This window comes from Streptomyces sp. NPDC048671, assembly GCF_055587045.1.
In genome coordinates this window covers 939,861-960,882 of the sequence record NZ_JBVJHB010000001.1, presented here as the reverse complement: position 1 = coordinate 960,882, position 21,022 = coordinate 939,861, and the positions used below count along the sequence as shown (strand labels likewise).

19 protein-coding genes and 1 tRNA gene are annotated in these 21,022 nt (G+C 70.2%); 15 read left to right on the top strand and 5 right to left on the bottom strand.

From position 1 onward, the window contains the following. Together ACZ6S6_RS04405 and ACZ6S6_RS04400 are read right to left on the bottom strand one after the other, a co-directional pair. A partial coding sequence (locus ACZ6S6_RS04405; protein WP_469703803.1) for an ISAzo13-like element transposase-related protein occupies positions 1–372 on the bottom strand: 372 nt, incomplete at its 3' end. Positions 373–426: 54 nt separating this feature from the next. Further along, positions 427–1,656, bottom strand: a complete 1,230-nt coding sequence (locus tag ACZ6S6_RS04400; RefSeq protein ID WP_469703801.1) for a helix-turn-helix transcriptional regulator — start codon at positions 1,654–1,656, stop codon at positions 427–429. A gap of 162 nt (positions 1,657–1,818) precedes the next feature. Here ACZ6S6_RS04400 and ACZ6S6_RS04395 point away from each other — a divergent pair, with 162 nt between their 5' ends. The 11 genes from ACZ6S6_RS04395 (at position 1,819) to ACZ6S6_RS04345 (ending at position 14,165) form a co-directional block, all read left to right on the top strand. After that, complete coding sequence (locus ACZ6S6_RS04395) at positions 1,819–2,037, top strand: hypothetical protein (RefSeq protein ID WP_469703799.1); 219 nt, start codon at positions 1,819–1,821, stop codon at positions 2,035–2,037. A gap of 418 nt (positions 2,038–2,455) precedes the next feature. Then, entirely contained in the window at positions 2,456–3,355 is a 900-nt protein-coding gene (locus tag ACZ6S6_RS04390; protein WP_469703797.1) for a radical SAM/SPASM domain-containing protein, read from the top strand. Positions 3,356–3,381: 26 nt separating this feature from the next. Next, positions 3,382–3,720, top strand: a complete 339-nt coding sequence (locus tag ACZ6S6_RS04385; RefSeq protein WP_469703794.1) for a hypothetical protein — start codon at positions 3,382–3,384, stop codon at positions 3,718–3,720. Positions 3,721–3,777: 57 nt separating this feature from the next. Further along, positions 3,778–4,389 carry an MFS transporter gene (locus ACZ6S6_RS04380; RefSeq protein WP_469703792.1) on the top strand — a complete coding sequence of 204 codons (612 nt, stop codon included), beginning with the start codon at positions 3,778–3,780 and terminating at the stop codon, positions 4,387–4,389. A gap of 235 nt (positions 4,390–4,624) precedes the next feature. Next, entirely contained in the window at positions 4,625–4,858 is a 234-nt protein-coding gene (locus ACZ6S6_RS04375) for a hypothetical protein (RefSeq protein ID WP_362962580.1), read from the top strand. Between the two features lie 111 nt (positions 4,859–4,969). Then, positions 4,970–5,042 (top strand) — tRNA-Ala (locus tag ACZ6S6_RS04370). 313 nt (positions 5,043–5,355) lie between these two features. Continuing rightward, positions 5,356–8,229 (top strand): leucine--tRNA ligase, encoded by a 2,874-nt coding sequence (gene leuS / locus ACZ6S6_RS04365; RefSeq protein WP_469703790.1) that lies wholly within the window; start codon positions 5,356–5,358, stop codon positions 8,227–8,229. A gap of 147 nt (positions 8,230–8,376) precedes the next feature. Beyond that, positions 8,377–9,141, top strand: coding sequence for a hypothetical protein (locus ACZ6S6_RS04360; RefSeq protein WP_469703788.1), 765 nt, complete (start codon positions 8,377–8,379; stop codon positions 9,139–9,141). Between the two features lie 172 nt (positions 9,142–9,313). Continuing rightward, on the top strand, positions 9,314–10,159 hold the full coding sequence (locus ACZ6S6_RS04355; RefSeq protein ID WP_362962586.1) for a DegV family protein: 846 nt from the start codon (positions 9,314–9,316) through the stop codon (positions 10,157–10,159). Between the two features lie 638 nt (positions 10,160–10,797). Then, the gene (locus tag ACZ6S6_RS04350; protein WP_362962588.1) at positions 10,798–11,490 is read left to right on the top strand and encodes a ComEA family DNA-binding protein; all 693 of its coding nucleotides are present in this window, start codon (positions 10,798–10,800) and stop codon (positions 11,488–11,490) included. Further along, positions 11,487–14,165 carry a ComEC/Rec2 family competence protein gene (locus ACZ6S6_RS04345; RefSeq protein ID WP_469703785.1) on the top strand — a complete coding sequence of 893 codons (2,679 nt, stop codon included), beginning with the start codon at positions 11,487–11,489 and terminating at the stop codon, positions 14,163–14,165. The genes ACZ6S6_RS04350 and ACZ6S6_RS04345 overlap by 4 nt, the downstream gene beginning before the upstream one ends. An 8-nt stretch (positions 14,166–14,173) precedes the next feature. Here the strand turns inward: ACZ6S6_RS04345 and ACZ6S6_RS04340 are convergent, their stop codons facing one another. Next, entirely contained in the window at positions 14,174–14,629 is a 456-nt protein-coding gene (locus ACZ6S6_RS04340; protein WP_469703782.1) for a pyridoxamine 5'-phosphate oxidase family protein, read from the bottom strand. A gap of 101 nt (positions 14,630–14,730) precedes the next feature. On the opposite strand from ACZ6S6_RS04340, the gene ACZ6S6_RS04335 reads away from it, so the two are divergent. Both ACZ6S6_RS04335 and ACZ6S6_RS04330 read left to right on the top strand, forming a co-directional pair. Then, on the top strand, positions 14,731–15,567 hold the full coding sequence (locus ACZ6S6_RS04335; protein ID WP_469703780.1) for an arylamine N-acetyltransferase family protein: 837 nt from the start codon (positions 14,731–14,733) through the stop codon (positions 15,565–15,567). A gap of 186 nt (positions 15,568–15,753) precedes the next feature. After that, positions 15,754–16,647 carry a YceI family protein gene (locus tag ACZ6S6_RS04330; RefSeq protein ID WP_362962596.1) on the top strand — a complete coding sequence of 298 codons (894 nt, stop codon included), beginning with the start codon at positions 15,754–15,756 and terminating at the stop codon, positions 16,645–16,647. A gap of 17 nt (positions 16,648–16,664) precedes the next feature. On the opposite strand, the gene ACZ6S6_RS04325 is transcribed toward ACZ6S6_RS04330, so the two are convergent. Beyond that, positions 16,665–16,910, bottom strand: coding sequence for a hypothetical protein (locus tag ACZ6S6_RS04325; RefSeq protein WP_469703777.1), 246 nt, complete (start codon positions 16,908–16,910; stop codon positions 16,665–16,667). 109 nt (positions 16,911–17,019) lie between these two features. On the opposite strand from ACZ6S6_RS04325, the gene holA reads away from it, so the two are divergent. Further along, positions 17,020–18,006, top strand: a complete 987-nt coding sequence (gene holA, locus ACZ6S6_RS04320; RefSeq protein ID WP_362962600.1) for a DNA polymerase III subunit delta — start codon at positions 17,020–17,022, stop codon at positions 18,004–18,006. A 472-nt stretch (positions 18,007–18,478) separates the two neighbouring features. Here the strand turns inward: holA and rpsT are convergent, their stop codons facing one another. Next, entirely contained in the window at positions 18,479–18,745 is a 267-nt protein-coding gene (gene rpsT, locus ACZ6S6_RS04315; RefSeq protein WP_362962602.1) for a 30S ribosomal protein S20, read from the bottom strand. Between the two features lie 225 nt (positions 18,746–18,970). Here rpsT and lepA point away from each other — a divergent pair, with 225 nt between their 5' ends. Next, on the top strand, positions 18,971–20,845 hold the full coding sequence (gene lepA / locus ACZ6S6_RS04310; protein ID WP_362962604.1) for a translation elongation factor 4: 1,875 nt from the start codon (positions 18,971–18,973) through the stop codon (positions 20,843–20,845). Positions 20,846–21,022 lie beyond the last annotated feature (177 nt).

Below are 21,022 nucleotides of genomic sequence, written 5' to 3'. Positions count from 1 at the left end.
CTCCGCCGCGATCGTACGGGTCGATTTCACAGTCCACCGCAGCGGCGACATCGGGTCGCCTCTCTCATCGGGCTCGACCAGCGCCAGCAGTGCCGGCCGCAGCCCCGGGTCTAGATCGGCGACCCGTTTGCGTCCTCCGCCGGGACGCCGGACCCGCCCCAACGGCTCGACGCCGGATTCCAGCTCGAACACGCCATCGCGGACCGTCGTCTCACTGACCTGGGCCGCCCGAGCGACAGCGCGGATGCCACCATGCCCCAGCTGCCGGGCCTCGGCCCCCATCAACAGCCGTCGCTGCCGCTCGTCCAGATGCGGGAACAACACCGCGAACTTCGTGGATAGTTGGTCACGGATCTCGTCCGGGATGCGCATACCAGACCAACGAGCCCCAGGTCGGGAAGAAACACCTTGATGATCTGCAAGCCCTTAGCTGAATGTCGGACCGCTCGGGAGTTCCTTCAATCCCTGGTACGCCTCTCGCAGGTCCGAAGCTTCCGGAAGCTGCCGCAGCTCAACGGCCTTGACGACCTCCAGCGCACGCCAGTGATTCGACGGCACGATGCGGCCGGACAATATGGCTTGCTGTGCTGCATTGCACGCCTCATCCAGCCGGTCACTGCCGAGCAATGCTAGCGCCAAATCGATGTTCGCAGACGCCACTCGGCGGGGCCATTTCGCCACGTCGTCAGCGGGCGCGAGACGCGCGATTACCTGTCGTGCGTAGTCCTCTGCTGCGGGATCTCCGACCCATGCAAGCGTCGTCGCTGTGTAAGCCAACGCCTTACCGGGGTCGTATTGGTAGTGATGTTCAGTGCCCTTGTGCGGGACGATCGCACCCGACATGCGCTGAACTCGGTCGATGGTCGCATAAGTTTCGACCCCTTCCCCGAGTCGGGCTCTCGCCCGCCCCTCTTGCGCTGTTGACTGGATTGCAGCCGAGGTTCCGACCGGTGCCAACTCCTGTGCAATCTGGGAGAGTTCTAGCGCGCGTGCGTAGTCGCCATCCGTGAGGACTCGCCAAGCATCCGTCTCGTAGCACCACGCCTCAATTTCGCGGTGCTCGGCGTGCTGCGCAAGGGTGGCCGCTGTCTGCAAACGAGCCGTCGCCGCGTGTTCCTGATTCAGGTCGATATGCAGCGTGGCGCCCAACAGTTGGAACCACCCCCCGACCACATAGAGGCGGCGCTGTTCCGCGAGAGTCATGCGCGCGTCCATGAGATGGGCAACGTATGCCGAGTGTCTGCGCACCCTGTTGAGCAGGTTTTGCGGAGGGGACGCCGGGTATTTCATCGCCAACTCATCAAAAGCATATTCGAGACGGCTCAGTGTTTCCTTTCCCACATCGCTAGCGGATACGCGTCGGGCCAATTCGAGGGCGTCGAATTCGTCGTCACTGTCTGAGGGTGCGACAGCGAGCCAACCGGTACGAGACTGCGGCGGAGCGTAAGCGTCGGGAACTAGCAGCGCATCGAGTTCACCCGTTGTGATGGACAACGCCTTTGCGATCTTCGGGCGCTGCCAGGGTTGAGGGTCGTTCTTTCCGCTTTCCCAGCGCTGGACCGTTGAGCGATCAGCGCCAACCGCTTCCGCGAATTCCTCTTGGTTGAACCCGCACGCTTTCCGGCGCTCCGCCAACCTTCGCCGCCTGCTGGTCATCGTGGCCGGTCCCCTCTCACGAATGCGTCTTCCCTGGTCAGCGTAGCCAGTGCGGCCAGGGTGCGGCAGGACTGCGGCCTTTCTGCTGTGGCCCCCGCCCCATCGTCGCGCTTGTCTATGGCAACACTCAGCAGCAGCAGTGGACTTGACGGGATGGCGACCATGACGAGCCGCACCACGGAAGACACCGACGCACGACAGTGGGAGTACACGACGTTCGCCCCGCCTGGCGAGACGTGCCCAGCGTGCATGAAGCCGATCAAGGCCCTTGAGCGCTGCCGACGCGGGGAAATCGAGGTTCAGTCCGGGACCTCGGCCACGATCTACCGGCACACCGACTGCGCCGACCCGCAGGGCATCAAGCGACGGGCGAGGCGGTGATGTCCCTGGTGAGGCGACAGGAGTGCCGCACACGGCCTCTCCCCGGGCCTGAGCTAGTCAGCCTCATGGGCGGCCCCGAAAGTTCGTACGCGATCTCTCCGGCCGGTTGGTGGGATCAGCGCGGCGGTGTGCTGGGCGTGGCCTACCTGCCCGGCCCGAACCATCCGCCGAACCGCCGACACAAAGACTGCCCGAACTGCGTTCCCTTGCGGGACAACTCGTGAGGTACGCACGGTAATTCGGCCGGTCGGTGTTCGTCTTCACAGTCTCCGCGCTGTGCACGGCGATTCCCACGCTGACCGCTATGGGCCGTCTCTGACTCCCGCCCCTGCCTGACGCATCCGAATCCGTTCCCCCACGAATTCGAAATCTCGGCAGGGGCGGGCACCAAAACACCAACGGTCAAAGGAGAACGCACATGAGTACTTCCGAGAACCGACTCTTATTCGCGTGGCTTGAGGTGACGGGGCTCTGCAACGAGTTCTGTTATCACTGCTACGCAGACAGCGGACCCAAGGGAACACACGGGGCCATGACCGTGCGGGACTGGTTGAACGTGATTGACCAGCTGGCCGACATGGGCACCCTGGACGTTCAGTTCATCGGAGGAGAGCCGACTCTCTACCCAAGCCTGCCCGCGCTGATCAAGCACGCCCACGGACGGGGCCTCGGTATCGAGCTGTTCTCAAACATGACCCACATCCGCCCGGAACTGTGGGATGCGTTCACGGAATACGGTGTCAAGCTCGCTACCTCGTACTACTCGGACAGCGCCGAGGAACACGACTCGGTGACGCAACTCCGAGGGGCGCACAAGAAGACGCGCGCCAACGTGCAAAAGGCGCTCGCACTCGGTATCCCCCTGCGGGGCGGAGTTGTCGCCGTGAGGGACGGGCAGCGCGTACAGGAGGCGGCGCAGGACCTTGCGGCGCTCGGTGTCGGAACGGTCGGCGGAGACCGGACCCGCGCATTCGGGCGGGCAAGTCAAGGAGCCGTGCCGACCATCGCGGACCTGTGCGGGCACTGCGCACACGAGAAATGCGCCATCGGTCCGACCGGGGATGTGTGGCCGTGCGTTCTCGGCCGGTTCCTGACCATGGGCAACGTGCTGGATAGGCCGATCTCCGATATCTGGGGTGGCGAGCGGATGACCGGCGTCGCGGCCGATATCGCAGCGGTGCACGGGGGCGGTGTCCAGTCCTGTACTCCGCCACAGTTCCTTCCCATGTGCGGCCCCTGTGGTCCGTGCGTTCCCTCGGTCGGGCACTGTGACCCCAGGGAAGCGGACAGCGCCGCTACCATCGCTGCACCGGCCTAACCCGCTGAATACCAGGGAGCGCACAGATGGACGATCACGGGGACGACTTCGGCCCGTGGGGATGGGAGAACGAGGGCAATGCCGCTCGGCGGACCGAGGACGAATGGTTGACCATCGCTCGATACATCCGACACGCAGCCAACAAGCTTGGGCCGGAACTCCCCCTGTGCCTCCCTGGTGAACCGCAGGAGTGCGGGCGGACGGCTCAGCAGCATGTGGTCGCTTGGGCTGCGCACCTCAAAGCCGTGTCCCATCACCTGATCGAACAGGCCACCCCGAGCGAGGCCAGGGGCGCTCACGCCATCGGCCCGCTGTACCAACGTCGGCTCGCTGAGCTGCGCGCGACCACCACCGCGCCGCACTGACCGATCACGTCAGCGGGCTCTCGTTACCCGTATGCGGCTGGGACCAGCCTTGAGGTCATGACCACGACCATGACTACGGCCACGGCCAAGACTTCCGAGGCAACTGCCGTTCCGTATCCAGTAAAACCCGCACGGGCCCGTGGGCTGGATCTGGTGGGGCTGCTGATGCTCGCGGCGGCCGTCGTCCTGTTCACCGTTCCGCTGGTGCTCGGACAAGAGTTGGGCCGGCCGGCCTGGACCCGGATCTGCCTGCTCGCCTCCGTGGTGTTCCTCGCCGGATTCACGCTCGTGGCCGTCGGTTCGGCGGCTCTCGGCTACCTGATGCGCGACGGCGGCGATGGTGGTGCCGGGCGGTACGCGGCCTTCGTCATCATCGGCGTGGGCATGGCGCTCGGCTTCAGCCCCACTCTTACGGGTGCCCTGGCGAACGTACGGCCGGAGGACGCCGCCGATGCGAGCGGCGTACTGGTGACCGTCACCCAGCTCGGCCAGCTCATCGGTGTCGCGGGGTTCGGCACGCTCTACCTCAACCGCCTTGATACGCCTGGGGCGCAGGGTTCGGGAGAGGCGCTGTGGGTATGCGCTCTCGCACTGTCGGCGGCCGCCGTCGCGGGTGTGCTGGTGGGTCTTGTACGGCGTCGGCGGACGACGGGATCTCGGCAGGGCTGACCCCCTTGCGGGGCCATGGCAGAATCGGAGCGCCGGAGGGGGCGACGGACCGAACGGGAGGGAGTGCGCGATGCCTGCGAGTCGCCACGAGGTCCCGGACCTGCCCCCTGTTCCAGAGGCCCGCGTATGCGCCGGCCGCCCCGCCGGCAGTTCGCCCCCCACAGTCCGGACGCCCGGCGGGAACGGCGGAATCCTCCCCTTGTGCACGGCCCGCGGCCGCAGCCGGAGCTGACCCATGGGCGCCCACAGGCGGAAGTGCGACTGGTGCGGCAGCGGCACGCCCATCGTCAGGGACATGGACCCGGTCAACCAGGACTACCAGTACTGGTGCGAGGAGTGCGCGCGGGCGCTGGTCATAAAGGGCGACCCGATCGAGACCTACCGGGAGCTGGAGGGCGAGCCGATCTACGGCCGCCTGCTGGAGGAGCACTGCACGCTCAAGCGCTTCTACTCCTTCGCCACCGCCTGACCGGGCCCCGCCGATGGGGCGGAATCGGGCGGACCGGAAACGATTTGGTGGACGGCCGGGGTGACCGGTAATGTTCTCGATGTCGCCGCGGGAGACCGGGCGGCACGACGCGGGGCTATAGCTCAGTTGGTAGAGCGCCTGCATGGCATGCAGGAGGTCAGGAGTTCAATTCTCCTTAGCTCCACAGTGAAGATCGAGCAGCGGGCCATCCGGATTCGGGTGGCCCGCTGCTCGTCTGTGTCGCCGTACGGTTCCATCCCGGTGTGTCCACGGATCGGCGGCGCCCGGATGGTGGCCGGGCCATTGCGGTACCCTGACGCCATGCGTGCCGTACGCCTTCTGCTTAGCGAGCCGCGCTGATCACTCCCGACCGGTGAGAATGCCTGGTCGGCATCGGCGCGGCGTCCCCTCCTGTGCGAGGGGATTTTTCGTTTCCGTAGACGCGTGTCCGTAGACGTGGGCGCCGGCAGATGACGATCGATGGAGCTTTGAGGATCATGAGCGAGACGAATTCCGCAGCCGACGTTGCTGCGCCGCACCGCTATACGGCAGCGATGGCCGCCGACATCGAGGCACGCTGGCAGGACTTCTGGGACGCCGAGGGCACCTACGAGGCACCCAATCCGACCGGTGACCTGGCGGACAATCCGGAACTGGCCGCCAAGCCGAAGAAATTCATCATGGACATGTTCCCGTACCCCTCGGGTGCGGGCCTGCACGTCGGCCACCCGCTGGGCTACATCGCCACCGATGTCTTCGCCCGTCACCAGCGGATGACCGGCCACAACGTCCTGCACACCCTGGGCTTCGACGCCTTCGGCCTGCCCGCGGAGCAGTACGCCGTACAGACCGGCACCCACCCGCGGCTGTCCACCGAGTCCAATATCGAGAACATGACGGCGCAGCTGCGCCGGCTGGGCCTGGGCCACGACAAGCGCCGCTCGTTCGCCACCATCGAGTCCGAGTACTACAAGTGGACCCAGTGGATCTTCCTGCAGATCTTCAACTCCTGGTACGACGCCGAGGCGGACCGCGCCCGGCCGATCGCCGAGCTGGTCACCCAGTTCGAGAGCGGTGAGCGCCCGACCCCGGACGGCCGCGACTGGAGCGCGCTGAGCGCGGCCGAGCGTGCCGACGTGCTGAGCGGCCACCGCCTGGCCTACGCCTCCGACGCGCCCGTCAACTGGTCGCCGGGCCTGGGCACCGTGCTGGCCAATGAGGAGGTCACGGCCGACGGCCGCTCCGAGCGCGGCAACTTCCCCGTCTTCAAGGCCAAGCTGCGCCAGTGGAACATGCGCATCACCGCCTACGCCGACCGGCTGCTGGACGACCTGGACGGGCTGGACTGGCCCGAGGCCATCAAGCTGCAGCAGCGCAACTGGATCGGCCGCTCCGAGGGCGCGCGGGTCGACTTCCCGGTCGACGGCGCCGGCGACATCACCGTGTTCACCACCCGCCAGGACACCCTGTTCGGCGCCACCTACATGGTGCTGGCGCCCGAGCACGAGCTGGTCGAGCGGATCATTCCGGCCGCCTGGCCCGAGGGCACCCACCCGGTCTGGACCGGCGGACACGCCTCCCCGGCCGAGGCCGTCACCGCGTACCGCAAGCAGGCCGCCGCCAAGTCCGACGTGGAGCGGCAGGCCGAGGCCAAGGACAAGACCGGTGTCTTCACCGGCGCGTACGCGACCAACCCGGTCAGCGGCGAGCAGGTCCCCGTCTTCATCGCCGACTACGTGCTGATGGGCTACGGCACCGGCGCGATCATGGCCGTGCCGGCGCACGACGCGCGCGACTTCGCCTTCGCGCGCGCCTTCGAGCTGCCGATGCGCTGTGTCGTCGAGCCGTCGGACGACCGCGGCACGGACGCCTCGACGTGGGAGGACGCCTTCGCCTCGTACGAAGCGAAGCTGGTCAACTCCGCGAACGACGAGATCTCCCTGGACGGCCTGGGCGTCGTTGACGCGAAGGCCCGCATCACCGACTGGCTGAAGGAACACGGGGTCGGCGAGGGCACCGTCAACTTCCGGCTGCGCGACTGGCTGTTCAGCCGCCAGCGCTACTGGGGCGAGCCCTTCCCGATCGTGTACGACGAGGAGGGCATCGCCCACCCGCTGCCCGAGTCGATGCTGCCCCTGGAGCTGCCGGAGGTCGACGACTACTCGCCGCGCACCTTCGACCCGGACGACGCCGACACCAGGCCCGAGACCCCGCTGTCCCGCAACGCCGACTGGGTCAACGTCACGCTGGACCTGGGCGACGGGGCTGGTCTGCGAAGCTACCGCCGCGAGACCAACACCATGCCCAACTGGGCCGGCTCCTGCTGGTACGAGCTGCGCTACCTGGACCCGAACAACGCCGACAAGCTGGTCGACCCGGCGATCGAGCAGTACTGGATGGGCCCGCGCGAGGGACAGCCCACCGGTGGTGTCGACCTGTACGTGGGCGGCGCCGAGCACGCCGTACTGCATCTGCTGTACGCCCGCTTCTGGTCCAAGGTGCTGCACGACCTGGGGCACATCTCCTCCGCCGAGCCGTTCCACAAGCTGTACAACCAGGGCATGATCCAGGCGTTCGTCTACCGGGACAGCCGCGGTATCGCGGTCCCGGCGGCCGAGGTCGAGGAGCGCGACGGGGCGTACTACCACCAGGGCGAGAAGGTCTCCCGCGTTCTGGGCAAGATGGGCAAGTCCCTGAAGAACGCCGTGACGCCCGACGAGATCTGCGGCGAGTACGGCGCCGACACCCTGCGCCTGTACGAGATGGCGATGGGCCCCCTGGACGTGTCGCGCCCCTGGGACACCCGGGCGGTCGTCGGCCAGTACCGGCTGCTGCAGCGGCTGTGGCGCAATGTCGTCGACGAGGAGAGCGGCGAGGTCACCGTCGTCGACACGGAGCCCGGCGAGGACACGCTGCGTGCCCTGCACAAGGCGATCGACGGTGTCGGCGGCGACATGGGCGCAATGCGCTTCAACACGGCCATCGCCAAGGTCACCGAGCTGAACAACCACCTGACCAAGGCGGGCGGCCCGCTGCCGCGCTCCGTCGCCGAGCCGCTGGTGCTGCTGGTGGCGCCGCTGGCGCCGCACATCGCCGAGGAGCTGTGGCGCCGGCTGGGCCACACCGAGTCGGTCGTGCACCAGGACTTCCCGGTGGCCGACCCGGCGTACGTCGTCGACGAGACCGTGACCTGCGTGGTGCAGATCAAGGGCAAGGTCAGGGCGCGCCTGGAGATCTCCCCGTCGATCACGGACGCCGAGCTGGAGGCCCTGGCCCTGGCCGACCCGGCCGTCGTCGCCGCGCTGGGCGGGGCGGGCATCCGCAAGGTGATCGTCCGGGCGCCGAAGCTGGTGAACATCGTCCCGGCCTAGGCATTCGCCTTCGGTATCGCGGTGTGAGGGCTTTCCCTTACGGGCAGGTTGGGGGTTCCGATGGAACCCCCAACCTGCCCGTTCCGTTTACGGTGGAGGGGCCGGTAAACACGTGTCGGCAGACGTCACACCATCCGAGGGGCGCTCATGGAAGCCGTGATCCTGATCCTGGGGCTGCTCGTCGTCGCGTTCGTGGCCCTGGGCATCTATGTGAGTGTCAAGGTCATCGGGGCGGCCAGCCGCGGGGTGGACCGTACGATCACGCAGGCGCGCCGGGCCGTGGAGGACACCACGCTTCGGGCGAAGAGCTACGGACAGCTGGGCGTCGTCGGGGAGCTGGCGCAGCTGCGGCTCTCGCTGCGCATGTCGATGCGGGCCACGCAGGAGGCGTTGCAGACGGGCGTGGCCGAGGACGCGTCGCTCTCCGAGTCGCTGGGACTGTTCCAGCGGCTGAGTGTGCACGGCCGTGAGCTGGACGACGAGCTGAAGCGACTGGAGCGGGAGCCCGACAAGAAGACCGTGGCCTCGTTGCTGCCGGGACTGAAGAAGCGCACCGGGGAGATCACAAGTTCGGCGGAGTCGCTGCGCTGGGCCGCGCGTGACCGGGCCCGCCGGTTCGCCGACGACGATCTGGCGGCGCTGAACGTACAGATCGACGTGGAGGCCGGTGCGCTGCGGCACTGGACGACGCAGGAGCCGGCAGCGGGGCAGCAGCCCGACCGCTCGGCCGAGCGCGGCCCCGGACCGGGGCAGGACCAGGACGGAGCCCCCGGGACCGCCCAGCGGCACGGGCAGGGGCCGCGAAGCGGGCCGGGAGACGAGGGGATCGCGCAGGCCGTCGCGGCTGCGGACCCGCGGCAGCGGACCGGGTACCCATGGCAGAAGACGGCGCGGCCCGAGACCACGAACTGAAGAAATACCCGCCCCTTTTCCCGGCACCCGAGCGGAGCGCCGGGGGCCGCGGTGCTGACCGGGGCGTCGAGCGGGGCCGGGCATGGCAGGATGCGGCTCGAAGCGACCGGAACTGATCATTCGGTCGGGGTCGGACTGCCGAGCCACCGCCCCGGAAGGTAACCTCCCGCTCATGTCCCGCCATGTCGCGATCGTCACCGATTCAACGGCCTACCTGCCGCCCGAGGCGATGGAACGGCACGGCATCACCGCGGTGCCGCTGACCGTCGTCCTCGGTGATCAGGCGCTGGAGGAGGGCACCGAGATCTCGGCCCGCTCCCTCGCGCTGGCGCTCCAGAAGCGCCGCCCCGTGACGACTTCCCGGCCCAGCCCCGAGGTGTTCGCCGCCACCTACCGTGCGGCCGCCGACGCGGGGGCCAGCGGCGTCGTCTCGCTGCACCTGTCCGCTGAGGTCTCCGGCACGTACGACGCCGCCCTGCTCGCGGCGAAGGACGCGCCGGTGCCGGTGCGGGTGGTGGACACCGGCATGGTCGCCATGGCCCTCGGCTTCTGCGCCCTGTCGGCGGCGGAGGCCGCGGACGCGGGCGGCAGCCTGGACGATGCGGTGGCGGCCGCCGAGAAGCGTGCGGCGGGCACGTCCACGTACTTCTACGTCGACACCCTGGACTACCTGCGCCGCGGCGGCCGGATCGGTGCCGCACAGGCGCTGCTCGGCTCGGCCCTCGCCGTGAAACCGCTGCTCCAGCTGGACGGCGGCCGCATCGAACTGCTGGAGAAGGTGCGGACGGCCTCGAAGGCCATCGCCCGGCTGGAGGAGATCGTCGTCGAGCGGGCGGGCGGCGGGCGGGTGGACATCGCGGTGCATCACCTGGCGGCCCCGGAACGGGCCGAGCGACTGGCCGAGCGGCTGCGTGAGCGGGTTCCCGGACTGGTCGACCTGCATGTCAGCGAGGTGGGCGCGGTGATCGGCGCGCACACCGGTCCGGGGCTGCTGGGAGCAGTGGTCTCGCCGCGCTGATTCACTGCCCGGAGTGGTCGAGTTATCCACAACGGGCAGGTTTTCCACCATATTTGGGCGCCCTCAGCGGGTTCCGGCGGAAGTGCCTAGCGTCGTGAGGCATGGCTTCCCGATCACATCGTGCAACCAGCGGCCCCGGTGGCGGAACCGGCCGTACGGGCCGTGCCGGCCCCTTCGGCAGGACCGGCGGCGGACCCGGCAGCGGGCCCGGCCGCGTTCCCGCGTCGGACGGGCGCGCCCGGAGCGGGGCGGGCGCCGGACCCGGCCGCCGTCGCCACGCGCCAGACCGCACTGCCGCCGCGGCCTCGCGCGCCCGTGCCGACGCACTCATGGCGGGCGGGTACGGGGAGCGGGTGGCCCGACAGGCGGTGGGCATCGCCCCGAGTCCGTCCGGGGCAGCGGGTCTGCCCCGAGCTGAGGGTCCGTCCCGAGCTGACGGCCTGCCGCCGGTCCCGGCCCCGGCCCCGGTCCCGGCCTCGGCCCTTGGACCGGCAGCGGCGGCGGAGGCGGCAACCGCAGCGGAGGCGTCCACGGCGGAATCACTGTCCGGGCCGGCGGCGCGTGGGGGACCGGAGGGGCGTGCGGAACCGGAGAGGCGGTGGGCGCGGGCTGTTCCCGCGCTGCGGGAGCGGCTGCCTATGTGGGTGCAGCTCAGATGCGGTCTGGAGCCAAAGGCCCTCGCCGCACTCGCCGTTGTCCTGGTCGCGGCGGCACTCTTCGCCGCGATGCACTTCTGGTCCGCCCGCCCCGAAGGCGTACGCGCCCCCGATCCCGCCGGCGAGATCGGGCACGCCCCCGTACCGCGCGCCGGCGCGGACCCGGAGGCCGGCGGGGCCGGTGTGCCCGAGCCGTCCCCCGGGCCGCCGCCCGCCGCCGGGGGGACGGCCGGGCGGATCGTGGTGGATGTGAGCGGGAAGGTGCGCCGGCCCGGGATTCACCGGCTGCCGTCCGGCGCACGGGTCGCCGACGCGCTGCGGGCGGCGGGAGGGGCCCGGCCCGGCGTGGATCTCGACGGCCTCAACCGGGCCCGGGTGCTCGTGGACGGGGAACAGATCCTGGTGGGCGCACCGCCCGGCACGGTTGCCGCAGGCGGTACGGAGGGGGCCGGTGCGGGTCCGACGGCCCCGGGCGGCACCACCGGACCGGTGAGCCTCAACAGCGCGACCGCCGATCAGCTCGAAGCCCTGCCCGGAGTGGGTCCCGTCCTCGCCCAGCACATCATCGACTACCGCGCCCAGCACGGTGGTTTCCGGTCCGTCGACGAACTCCGCGAGGTCACCGGGATCGGCGACCGCCGGTTCGCCGACCTTCAGCCACTGGTGCGACCGTGAGCGCCGGGGACGTCCACGCGGCGTCGGGCCGGCGGCTCGGGGTCTCCGATCCGCGGCAGGAGGGTCCGCCCGATCTGCGACTGGTTCCCCCGGCCCTGGGGGCCTGGGCCGGTGCCGCGATGGCCGTGGGCATGCCGGGCCGGTGGGTGGCGGTGGGGGTGGTGCTCTGTCTCGGGGCGGCCATGGTCCTGCTGGCCGTGCCAGGGGGCCCACCCGCACGCGCCGCACGCGCCGCACGCGCAGCGCCGGACGGCAACGGGGACAGCACGGCCGGCGTACGACGGCGACTGCACGTGGCAGGTTATGGGCAGCGGCGACCGCGCCCCACCGGTGACGGAAGGCTGCGACTGCACGCGGCAGGTCATGGACGGCAGCGACCGCACCCCACCCGTGACGGGAGTCTTCGACTCGGAAGGCTGCGACTGCACACGACGGCCGCCGCGGCGGTACTGCTCTGCGCGGCGGCCGGGGCGGCGTCGGCCGGACTGCACAGCGCCGCCGCGCGGCAGGGACCGGTGCCCGGACTGGCCCGGCAGTTCGCGAGGATCGAGGCAGAGATCACCCTCACCTCCGACGCCCGGCAGACCTTTCCCCGGGTGCGCGGCGACCACAGCACACCCGTCTCCCTCCTCCTGGACGCCGAGATCACCCGGCTGACGAGGCCCGACGGCACGGCTGCCCGGCTGCGCACGCCGGTGCTGGTCATCGTCACACCCGGCGGTGCGGCGGAGCAGTGGCAGCGGCTGCTCCCCTCCACCCGGTTACGCATCGGTGGCCGGCTGGCGCCGCCGCTGCACAGCGGGGAGCGGGCCGCCGCGGTTCTCCGCCCCGAAGGCAAGGGCCCGCCCCGCGTCACCGGCCCGCCCACGCTTCTCCAGCGCACGGCGGGCGGGCTGCGCGCCGGGCTGCGCACTGCGACCGAGGGACTCGGCCCCGATGCGCGGGCGCTCCTGCCCGGACTGGTCGTCGGCGACACCACCAGGGTCACGCCGGAACTGCATGATGCGTTCAGGGCGACCGATCTCACCCATCTCATGGCAGTCTCGGGTGCCAATCTGGCGATCCTGCTCGTCCTGCTGATCGGACCGCCGGGCAGCGCGCAGCGGGTCGAACGCCGGGGACTGGCACCCGCGCTGGGGATCCCGTTGCGGATGACCGCCCTGCTCGGCGGCGGGCTCACGCTCGCCTTCGTGCTCGTCTGCAGGCCCGAACCGAGTGTGCTGCGGGCCGCGGCCTGCGGCCTGATCACCCTGCTCGCCATCGGCACGGGGCGGCGCAGAACACTCATCCCCGCGCTGGCCGCCGCCGTTCTGCTGCTGGTGCTCTACGACCCCTGGCTGGCGCGCGGTTACGGATTCGTCCTGTCGGTCCTGGCCACCGGCGCGCTCCTGACCATCGCCCCTCGGTGGAGCGACGCGCTGCAACGGCGCCGGTTGCCGTTCCGGCTCGCCGAGGCACTGGCTGCCGCGGCGGCGGCTCAGGCGGTGTGCTCGCCCGTCGTGGTGCTGCTCGCCTCCCGGGTGAGCCTGGTGGCGATCCCGTGCAATCTGCTGGCCGAGCTCGCGGTGGCGCCGGCCACGGTCCTCGGGTTCGCCACGCTGGCCCTGGCCCCGGTGGCCATGCCGGCGGCCGAACTGCTCGCCCGGGTGGCGGGGTGGCCGGCCGGGTGGATCGCCTCCGTGGCCCGGACCGGGGCGGCGCTGCCCGGCGCGGAGATCGACTGGCCCGACGGCCGGCCGGGCGCACTCCTGCTGGCCGTGCTGACCGGGCTGGTGGTGCTGTTCGCCCGGCGCATCGGACGCCGTCCCTGGGTGTGTTCGGCCGCGGCGCTGCTCCTGGTGCTCGCGGTGTTGCGCCCGGTGCCGCTGACCCGGGTGCTGACCGGATGGCCGCCGCCCGGCTGGGCGTTCGCGATGTGCGACGTGGGTCAGGGCGATGCCCTGGTGCTCGCGGCGGGGCCCGGATCGGGGGTGGTCGTCGACACCGGGCCGGATCCCCGGCCGGCCGACCGGTGCCTGCGCGACCTGGGGATCACTCGCGTTCCGTTGCTGCTGCTGACCCATTTTCACGCCGACCATGTCCGGGGCCTGCCCGGTGTACTGCGGGGCAGAGAGGTGGGCGCGATCCAGACGACGAGCCTGGACGAACCGCCGGAACAGGCCGCGTTCGTGGCGAGAACGGCCGCGGCGGCCCGTATCCCCGTGGTGCGGGCAGTGCCCGGCGAGCGACGACGGATCGGCACGCTCGACTGGCAGGTGCTGTGGCCGGTGGGCGGTGCGTCGGCGGGTCCGGCGGCCGGTCCCGTACCGCAGGAGCCGAACGATGCCAGCGTCACCCTGTTCGTACGGGCCGGCGGACTCACTCTGCTGCTCCCGGGCGACCTCGAACCTCCGGCCCAGCAGAGCCTGTTGCGCAACTACCCGGCGCTCCCGCGCGTGGATGTGCTCAAGGTCGCCCACCACGGCTCCGCGTACCAGGACGCCGCCCTGCTGCGGACCGCGCACCCGAGATTCGCCCTGATCAGCGTGGGCCGGGACAACCCGTACGGGCATCCGGCCGCCCGTACCGTCGACGCGCTCAAGGCCGGGGGAGCGGTGGTGCTCCGTACCGACAGGGACGGTGCGATCGCGGTGACGGGCGCCGGGCCGGGACTGCGGGCGGTGGGCCGGTCGTGACCGACTGCTCAGTCCAGCCACCGCCCTGCGGCCATCAGCTCACGGCCGGCCAGCTCGTTCTCCTCCCGCCACGCCTTGAGCGCGGTCGGAGTGAAGCGCAGGTACACCCAGGCGGGGCGGCCCCGCAGGTCCCAGTTGAGCTTGGCGGCGAAGGCGTCGCCCGACTCCGTGGCAAGGTCGGCCCCCTCGATCACCTCGGCCGTAGCCTCGACGAGGACCACGTCACGGGTGTGGCCCACGGCGATCCGGGCGTGCCCGGCCGGCGTCACGTTGACCGCGGTGGGGTTGGTGCGCCGGGTGGCCATCAGGAACGTCCCCCGGTCCCACACGAACGACAACGGCACCAGGGTCGGCACCCCGTCCGCCGAGGCGGTGGACACCCAGGCGTCCTCGTCCTTCTCCAGGCGATCGAGCACATCCTGCTTGCGCTGCTCCCGGCTGCGGGCCGGCTCCTGCTTCGTCATGTCCCCCACGCTAGTCAGTGCGACCTGCACCGTGCCTCCGCCGCCGGTCCTAGGACCACCGGCTCATGGCGGGTCCCCGGCCCCCAGGACAGACTGCCGGTATGGACCCGCACCTGCCGCACACCGTTGACTCCTACCTGGCACGCATCGGCGCCACCAGGCCCGGCCGCCCCGACGCGGCGGCACTGCGCGAGCTGCAACTGCGCCACCTCACCGCCGTGCCCTTCGAGAACCTCTCGATCCATCTCGGCGAGGACATCGTGCTGGAGGAGCAGGCGCTTCTCGACAAGATCGTGGCGGATCGCCGCGGTGGGTTCTGCTACGAACTCAACGGGGCCTTCGCCTGGTTGCTGCGCGAGCTGGGCTTCGACGTCACGCTGCTCCAGGCCCGGGTTTACGGGGACGGAGGGAAGCTCGGCATTCCCTACGACCACCTGGCGCTCCGGGTGGGGACGGACGACGGCACCGGTCCGTGGCTCGCGGACGTCGGCTTCGGCGACCACGCGCAGCAGCCGCTCGCACTCGACGACCGCACGGACCAGGAGGACCCGCGCGGCACCTTCCGGATCGGTCGGGCCCCCGCCGACGGCGCCGACGGCGAGGACCACGGGGACGTCGAGGTGCTCCGTGACGGTGCGCCGCAGTTCCTTCTGGATCCCCGGCCCCGGGCGCTGGCGGACTTCCGGGCCGGCGCCTGGTACCACCGCACCTCACCCGACTCCGGCTTCACCCGGTCCCCGGTCTGCTCCCGTTTCACCGCCGCCGGCCGGATCACGCTCAGCGGCCGGAAGCTCGTCACGACGGTCGGAGCCGAGCGCCACGAGACACCGCTGGGGAGCGACGAGGAGGTGCTCTCCGCCTACCGTGAGCACTTCGGACTGCGCCTCGACCGGCTGCCCACCGCCCGCGGGGCCGGTGCGTCCGCGTCGGACGGGTGACACACACAAACGGAGTGATCAATTCGGACCTTCGGTAACACCTCCACCCAAGCGCCGGCGAGATGCCCTGTTTGCCTCGAACGCCACAAGGGTGATCGAATGGATGCTCGTCGGCGGGCCGCTGCTCCGACAACGAAGTCCAGCCACCCGGCCCCAAGGTGAACGCGCCCCCGGGAGTACGTGAAAATGTTCGGCCGCTGGCTGGGAAGCATGGGAAACAAGGGGGCGACGGGTGCCGCGCGCGGCAGCGCCCTCGCCGGACTCGCCGTACCGGAATCGGCCGGCGTCCTCGGCTGCCGGGTGCTAGACCCGGTCAACGAGGCCGTACGGCAGGCCGAGTTCGTGGTCACGGACGCCTCGGGACGCAAGATCGTCTCCGGTGAGACGGACCCGTACGGCAATGTCCTCGCCACGGTCCCGGCGGGGGAGTACCGGCTCGCCGTCACGGCCGAGGGCTTCACCCCGTTCCACGGATCGGTCTCGATCGCCGAGGGCGAGCACGCGGGTCCGGGCGATGTCACCCTTCAGGTGTCGGCGCCCCCACAGCTGCCCGACCCGGGCGAGTGGGAGATCGAGCCGATGCACTCGCAGATCGGCTTCACGGCCCGGCACATCGGGATGGCCCGTATTCACGGCCGGTTCAACACGTTCGCGGGCGCGGTCCGGATCGCCGACCGCATGGAGAACTCGGCCATGCACGTGATCATCGACGCCGCGTCGATCGACACGAACGTCCGGATGCGCGACGACCACCTGCGCTCCGGCGACTTCCTCGACGTCGGCCGCTACCCGACGCTGGAGTTCTACAGCGACCGGTTCGTCCACCGCGGCGGCACCCGCTGGGGCGTGAGCGGCGCGCTCACCCTGCACGGCGTGAGCCGTACGGTCACGCTGGACACCCAGTACCTCGGCCTCGGCAACGGCCTGGAGGGCGAGACGCGGGCCGCCTGCCGGGCCACCACCGAACTGCACCGCGAGGACTTCACCCTCACCTGGCAGACCATGCTGGCCCGCGGGATAGCCGCCGTCGGCTCCAGCATCTCCATCGACATGGACATCCAGATCGTCCCGAAGGGCTGAGCCCGCCCGGACGCCCCCTACGGGGCCTCCAGCCACCCCTCGTACTCCGCGGCGAACCCGTCGAGCGCCGAGGCGTCCAGCCGTCGGTCCGGGTCCTCCACGACCACCAGCCACTGGGCGTCCTCGGCGTCGTCCTCGCCGGCCAGCGCGTCGCGCACGAGCTGCGGCTCCTCGGTGACCCCGAACCGGTCGGACAGCTCGCCCGCCACCTCCTGCGCCGTGTCGCGGTCGGGCAGCACCAGTACATGTCTCACATCGCTCACCCGACCATTCTCCGGTACGGGCAGCGGCGTCCGGGCCTCGGTGTCCGGGCAACGGTGTCCGCACGGCGCCCGGCCGGGTTGTCAGTGGGGCGTGGGATGCTGGACGGCGATGGCCACCAGAAGGAATTCCACCGACGACCCGCTCGCCCCGCTCACGCTCGCCGTGGGCCAGGAGGACCTGCTCCTGGACCGCGCCGTCCAGCAGGTGGTGGCGGCGGCCCGCGCCTCCGACGCCGACACGGACGTCCGCGACCTCACGTCCGACCAGCTCCAGCCGGGCACGCTCGCCGAGCTGACGAGCCCGTCGCTCTTCGCCGAACGCAAGGTGGTGATCGTGCGCAACGCGCACGATCTCTCCGCCGACACGGTCAAGGACGTCAAGAAGTACCTGGACGACCCGGTCGAGGAGATCACGCTCGTGCTGCTGCACGCGGGTGGCGCCAAGGGCAAGGGACTGCTGGACGCGGCGCGCAAGGCGGGCGCGCGGGAGGTCGCCTGCCCGAAGACCACCAAGCCGGCGGAGCGGCTCTCCTTTGTACGGGGTGAGTTCCGGGCGCTGGGGCGTTCGGCGACGCCCGAGGCGTGCCAGTCGCTGGTCGATTCCATCGGCAGCGATCTGCGGGAGCTGGCGAGTGCGGTGTCGCAACTCGTCGCGGACGTCGAGGGCACGATCGACGAGGCGGTCGTCGGGCGCTACTACACGGGGCGCGCGGAGGCGTCGAGCTTCACGGTCGCCGACCGGGCGGTCGAGGGGCGGGCGGCGGAGGCGCTGGAGGCCCTGCGCTGGTCGCTGTCGACCGGAGTGGCAGCCGTCCTGATCACCAGCGCGCTCGCGCAGGGCGTGCGGGCGATCGGCAAGCTGTCGTCGGCGCGCGGGGGGCGGCCGGCGGATCTCGCCCGTGAGCTGGGGATGCCGCCCTGGAAGATCGACCGGGTGCGTCAGCAGATGCGCGGCTGGACGCCGGACGGGGTCGCGGTGGCGCTGCGGGCGGTCGCGGATGCGGATGCGGGGGTCAAGGGGGGCGGGGACGATCCGGCGTACGCGCTGGAGAAGGCCGTGGTGGCGGTGGCGCGGGCTGCGCGGGCGGGTCGGTAGTGGTGGCGGTGGCCGGGGGCGCGGGTGCGGTAGTGGTGGTCCTGGGCAAGGCGGTCCCGTGGACGCCGGGTGCGTCCGGCCGTACGCGCTGTCCTCAATCGCCGGACGGGCTTGAACCTGCGGTTCGTGGCGTCCTCAATCGCCGGACGGGCTTGATGTGGCCGGACCGGACCGTGAAGCGCAGCCCCCGCCCTGGACCAGGCATACGCGCATGAGACGAAGGCCCTGTCGACACGCGGAGGCTGACGAAGGTCCCTGCCGACGCTCCGAGGCTGACACCCTGGACCAGGCATACGCGCATGACGAAGGCCCCTGTCGTCGCCCTGGGGAGGGCTGCGGCCGGGGCCTTCGGTCTCTGCTTGGTGCGCCGCACCCGCGTGGCGAACGCAGGTTCGGTGTGCGGCGCGGGGTGCCGGTCAGGAGCGGGAGAGAGGGCCCGCTGAGTCCGTTCCGGCGATCACATCGGGAATGCTCAGCCCTGGAGGGTGGCAGCCTTGGTGGCCAGCGCCGACTTCTTGTTGGCGGCGGCGTTCTTGTGGATGACACCCTTCGAGACAGCCTTGTCGAGCGCACGGGAGGCGTCGCGGACGGCCAGGTTGGCCTTCTCGGCGTCACCCGCAACGACGGCCTCGCGGGCCTTGCGGATTGCGGTCTTGAGCGACGACTTGACGGCCTTGTTGCGCAGGCGCGCCTTCTCGTTGGTCTTGTTCCGCTTGATCTGGGACTTGATGTTCGCCACGAAAGAGCCTTTTCAGGTTCGTTGGATCTTCGATGTGCGCCCTGTGGCCGGAAAGCCACGAGGCACAGCTGTCCACGGTAGCAGCCGCGCTCCGACCGGCCCAAACCGGTCTCCGCTCCGCAGGCGTGGGACGATGGAAGCTACGTACAGATCCGAGTACAGATCCGACCGACCCGACATCGACCCGAGACACGGCGTTCGGCGTCTCAAGAATCAGGACCCTGCGTGCCCGCGACTCCTCTCCACGTGCCCGAGCCGAGCCGTACCGACCCGGCGCTGATCCGCAATTTCTGCATCATCGCGCACATCGACCACGGCAAGTCGACCCTTGCCGACCGGATGCTCCAGCTGACCGGTGTGGTCGACCAGCGGCAGATGCGCGCTCAGTACCTCGACCGGATGGACATCGAGCGCGAGCGTGGCATCACCATCAAGTCCCAGGCCGTCCGGCTGCCCTGGGCGCCCACCGTCGGCGAGGACCAGGGCAGCACCCACGTCCTCAACATGATCGACACTCCGGGGCACGTCGACTTCACCTATGAGGTCTCCCGGTCGCTCGCGGCCTGTGAGGGCACGGTCCTGCTGGTCGACGCCGCGCAGGGCATCGAGGCCCAGACCCTCGCCAACCTCTACCTGGCGATGGAGAACGACCTCACCATCGTCCCGGTGCTCAACAAGATCGACCTGCCGGCCGCCCAGCCCGAGAAGTTCTCCGAGGAGCTGGCCAACCTCATCGGCTGCCAGCCCGAGGACGTGCTCAAGGTCTCCGCGAAGACCGGTGTCGGCGTGGACGCGCTGCTGAACCGCGTGGTCAGGGACGTCCCGGCGCCCGTCGGCAAGGCCGACGCCCCGGCCCGCGCGATGATCTTCGACTCGGTCTACGACTCCTACCGCGGCGTCGTGACGTACGTCCGTGTGATCGACGGCTCCCTGAACAAGCGCGAGCGCATCCGGATGATGTCCACCGGTGCCACCCACGAGCTGCTGGAGATCGGGGTCTCCTCCCCGGAGATGACCCCGGCCGACGGCATCGGCGTCGGCGAGGTCGGCTACATCATCACCGGGGTGAAGGACGTCCGGCAGTCCAGGGTCGGTGACACGATCACCTCCCTGCACAAGGGGGCGACCGAGGCGCTGGGGGGTTACAAGGACCCCAAGCCGATGGTGTTCTCGGGTCTGTACCCGCTGGACGGATCGGACTACCCGGACCTGCGCGAGGCCCTCGACAAGCTTCAGCTCAACGACGCCGCCCTGGTGTACGAGCCGGAGACCTCCGCGGCGCTCGGCTTCGGCTTCCGCGTCGGCTTCCTCGGGCTGCTCCACCTCGACGTGGTCCGGGAGCGGCTGGAGCGCGAGTTCGGCCTCGACCTCATCGCCACCGCGCCCAACGTGGTCTACCGGGTCGAGATGGAGGACGGCAGCGAGCACACCGTCACCAACCCGAGTGAATTCCCCGAGGGCAAGATCGACAAGGTGCACGAGCCGGTCGTCCGGGCCACGGTCCTGGCGCCCAGCGAATTCATCGGCGCGATCATGGAGCTGTGCCAGCAGCGCCGCGGCACCCTCCTCGGCATGGACTACCTCTCCGAGGACCGGGTCGAGATCCGCTACACCCTGCCGCTCGCCGAGATCGTCTTCGACTTCTTCGACCAGCTGAAGTCCAAGACCCGCGGCTACGCCTCGCTCGACTACGAGCCCACCGGCGAGCAGTCCGCCGACCTCGTCAAGGTCGACATCCTGCTGCACGGCGACAAGGTCGACGCGTTCTCCGCTGTGACGCACAAGGACAAGGCGTACGCGTACGGCGTCCGGCTCGTCGCCAAGCTGCAGAAGCTGATCCCGCGGCAGAACTTCGAGGTGCCGATCCAGGCGGCCATCGGCTCCCGGGTCATCGCCCGTGAGACCGTCCGCGCCATCCGCAAGGACGTCCTCGCCAAGTGCTACGGCGGTGACATCTCCCGTAAGCGGAAGCTGCTGGAGAAGCAGAAGGAAGGCAAGAAGCGGATGAAGATGGTCGGCAACGTCGAGGTACCGCAGGACGCGTTCATCTCCGTGCTGTCGACGGACGAGTCCGCCGGGGAGAGCAAGGCCAAGAAGTAGTACGTCCCCCGCATGTCGACCCTACTGATCGGTAGGCCGAACGGGCCCCCGCATCGCAGAACGCTGCGGCGCGGGGGCCCGTTCGTTGTGAACGCGGGGGCCCGTTCGTTATGAAGCGGGGTTCGATTGCCCCTTACGCGGCGGACGCGGGCGCTCTACCCTGATCACGACTTCGTA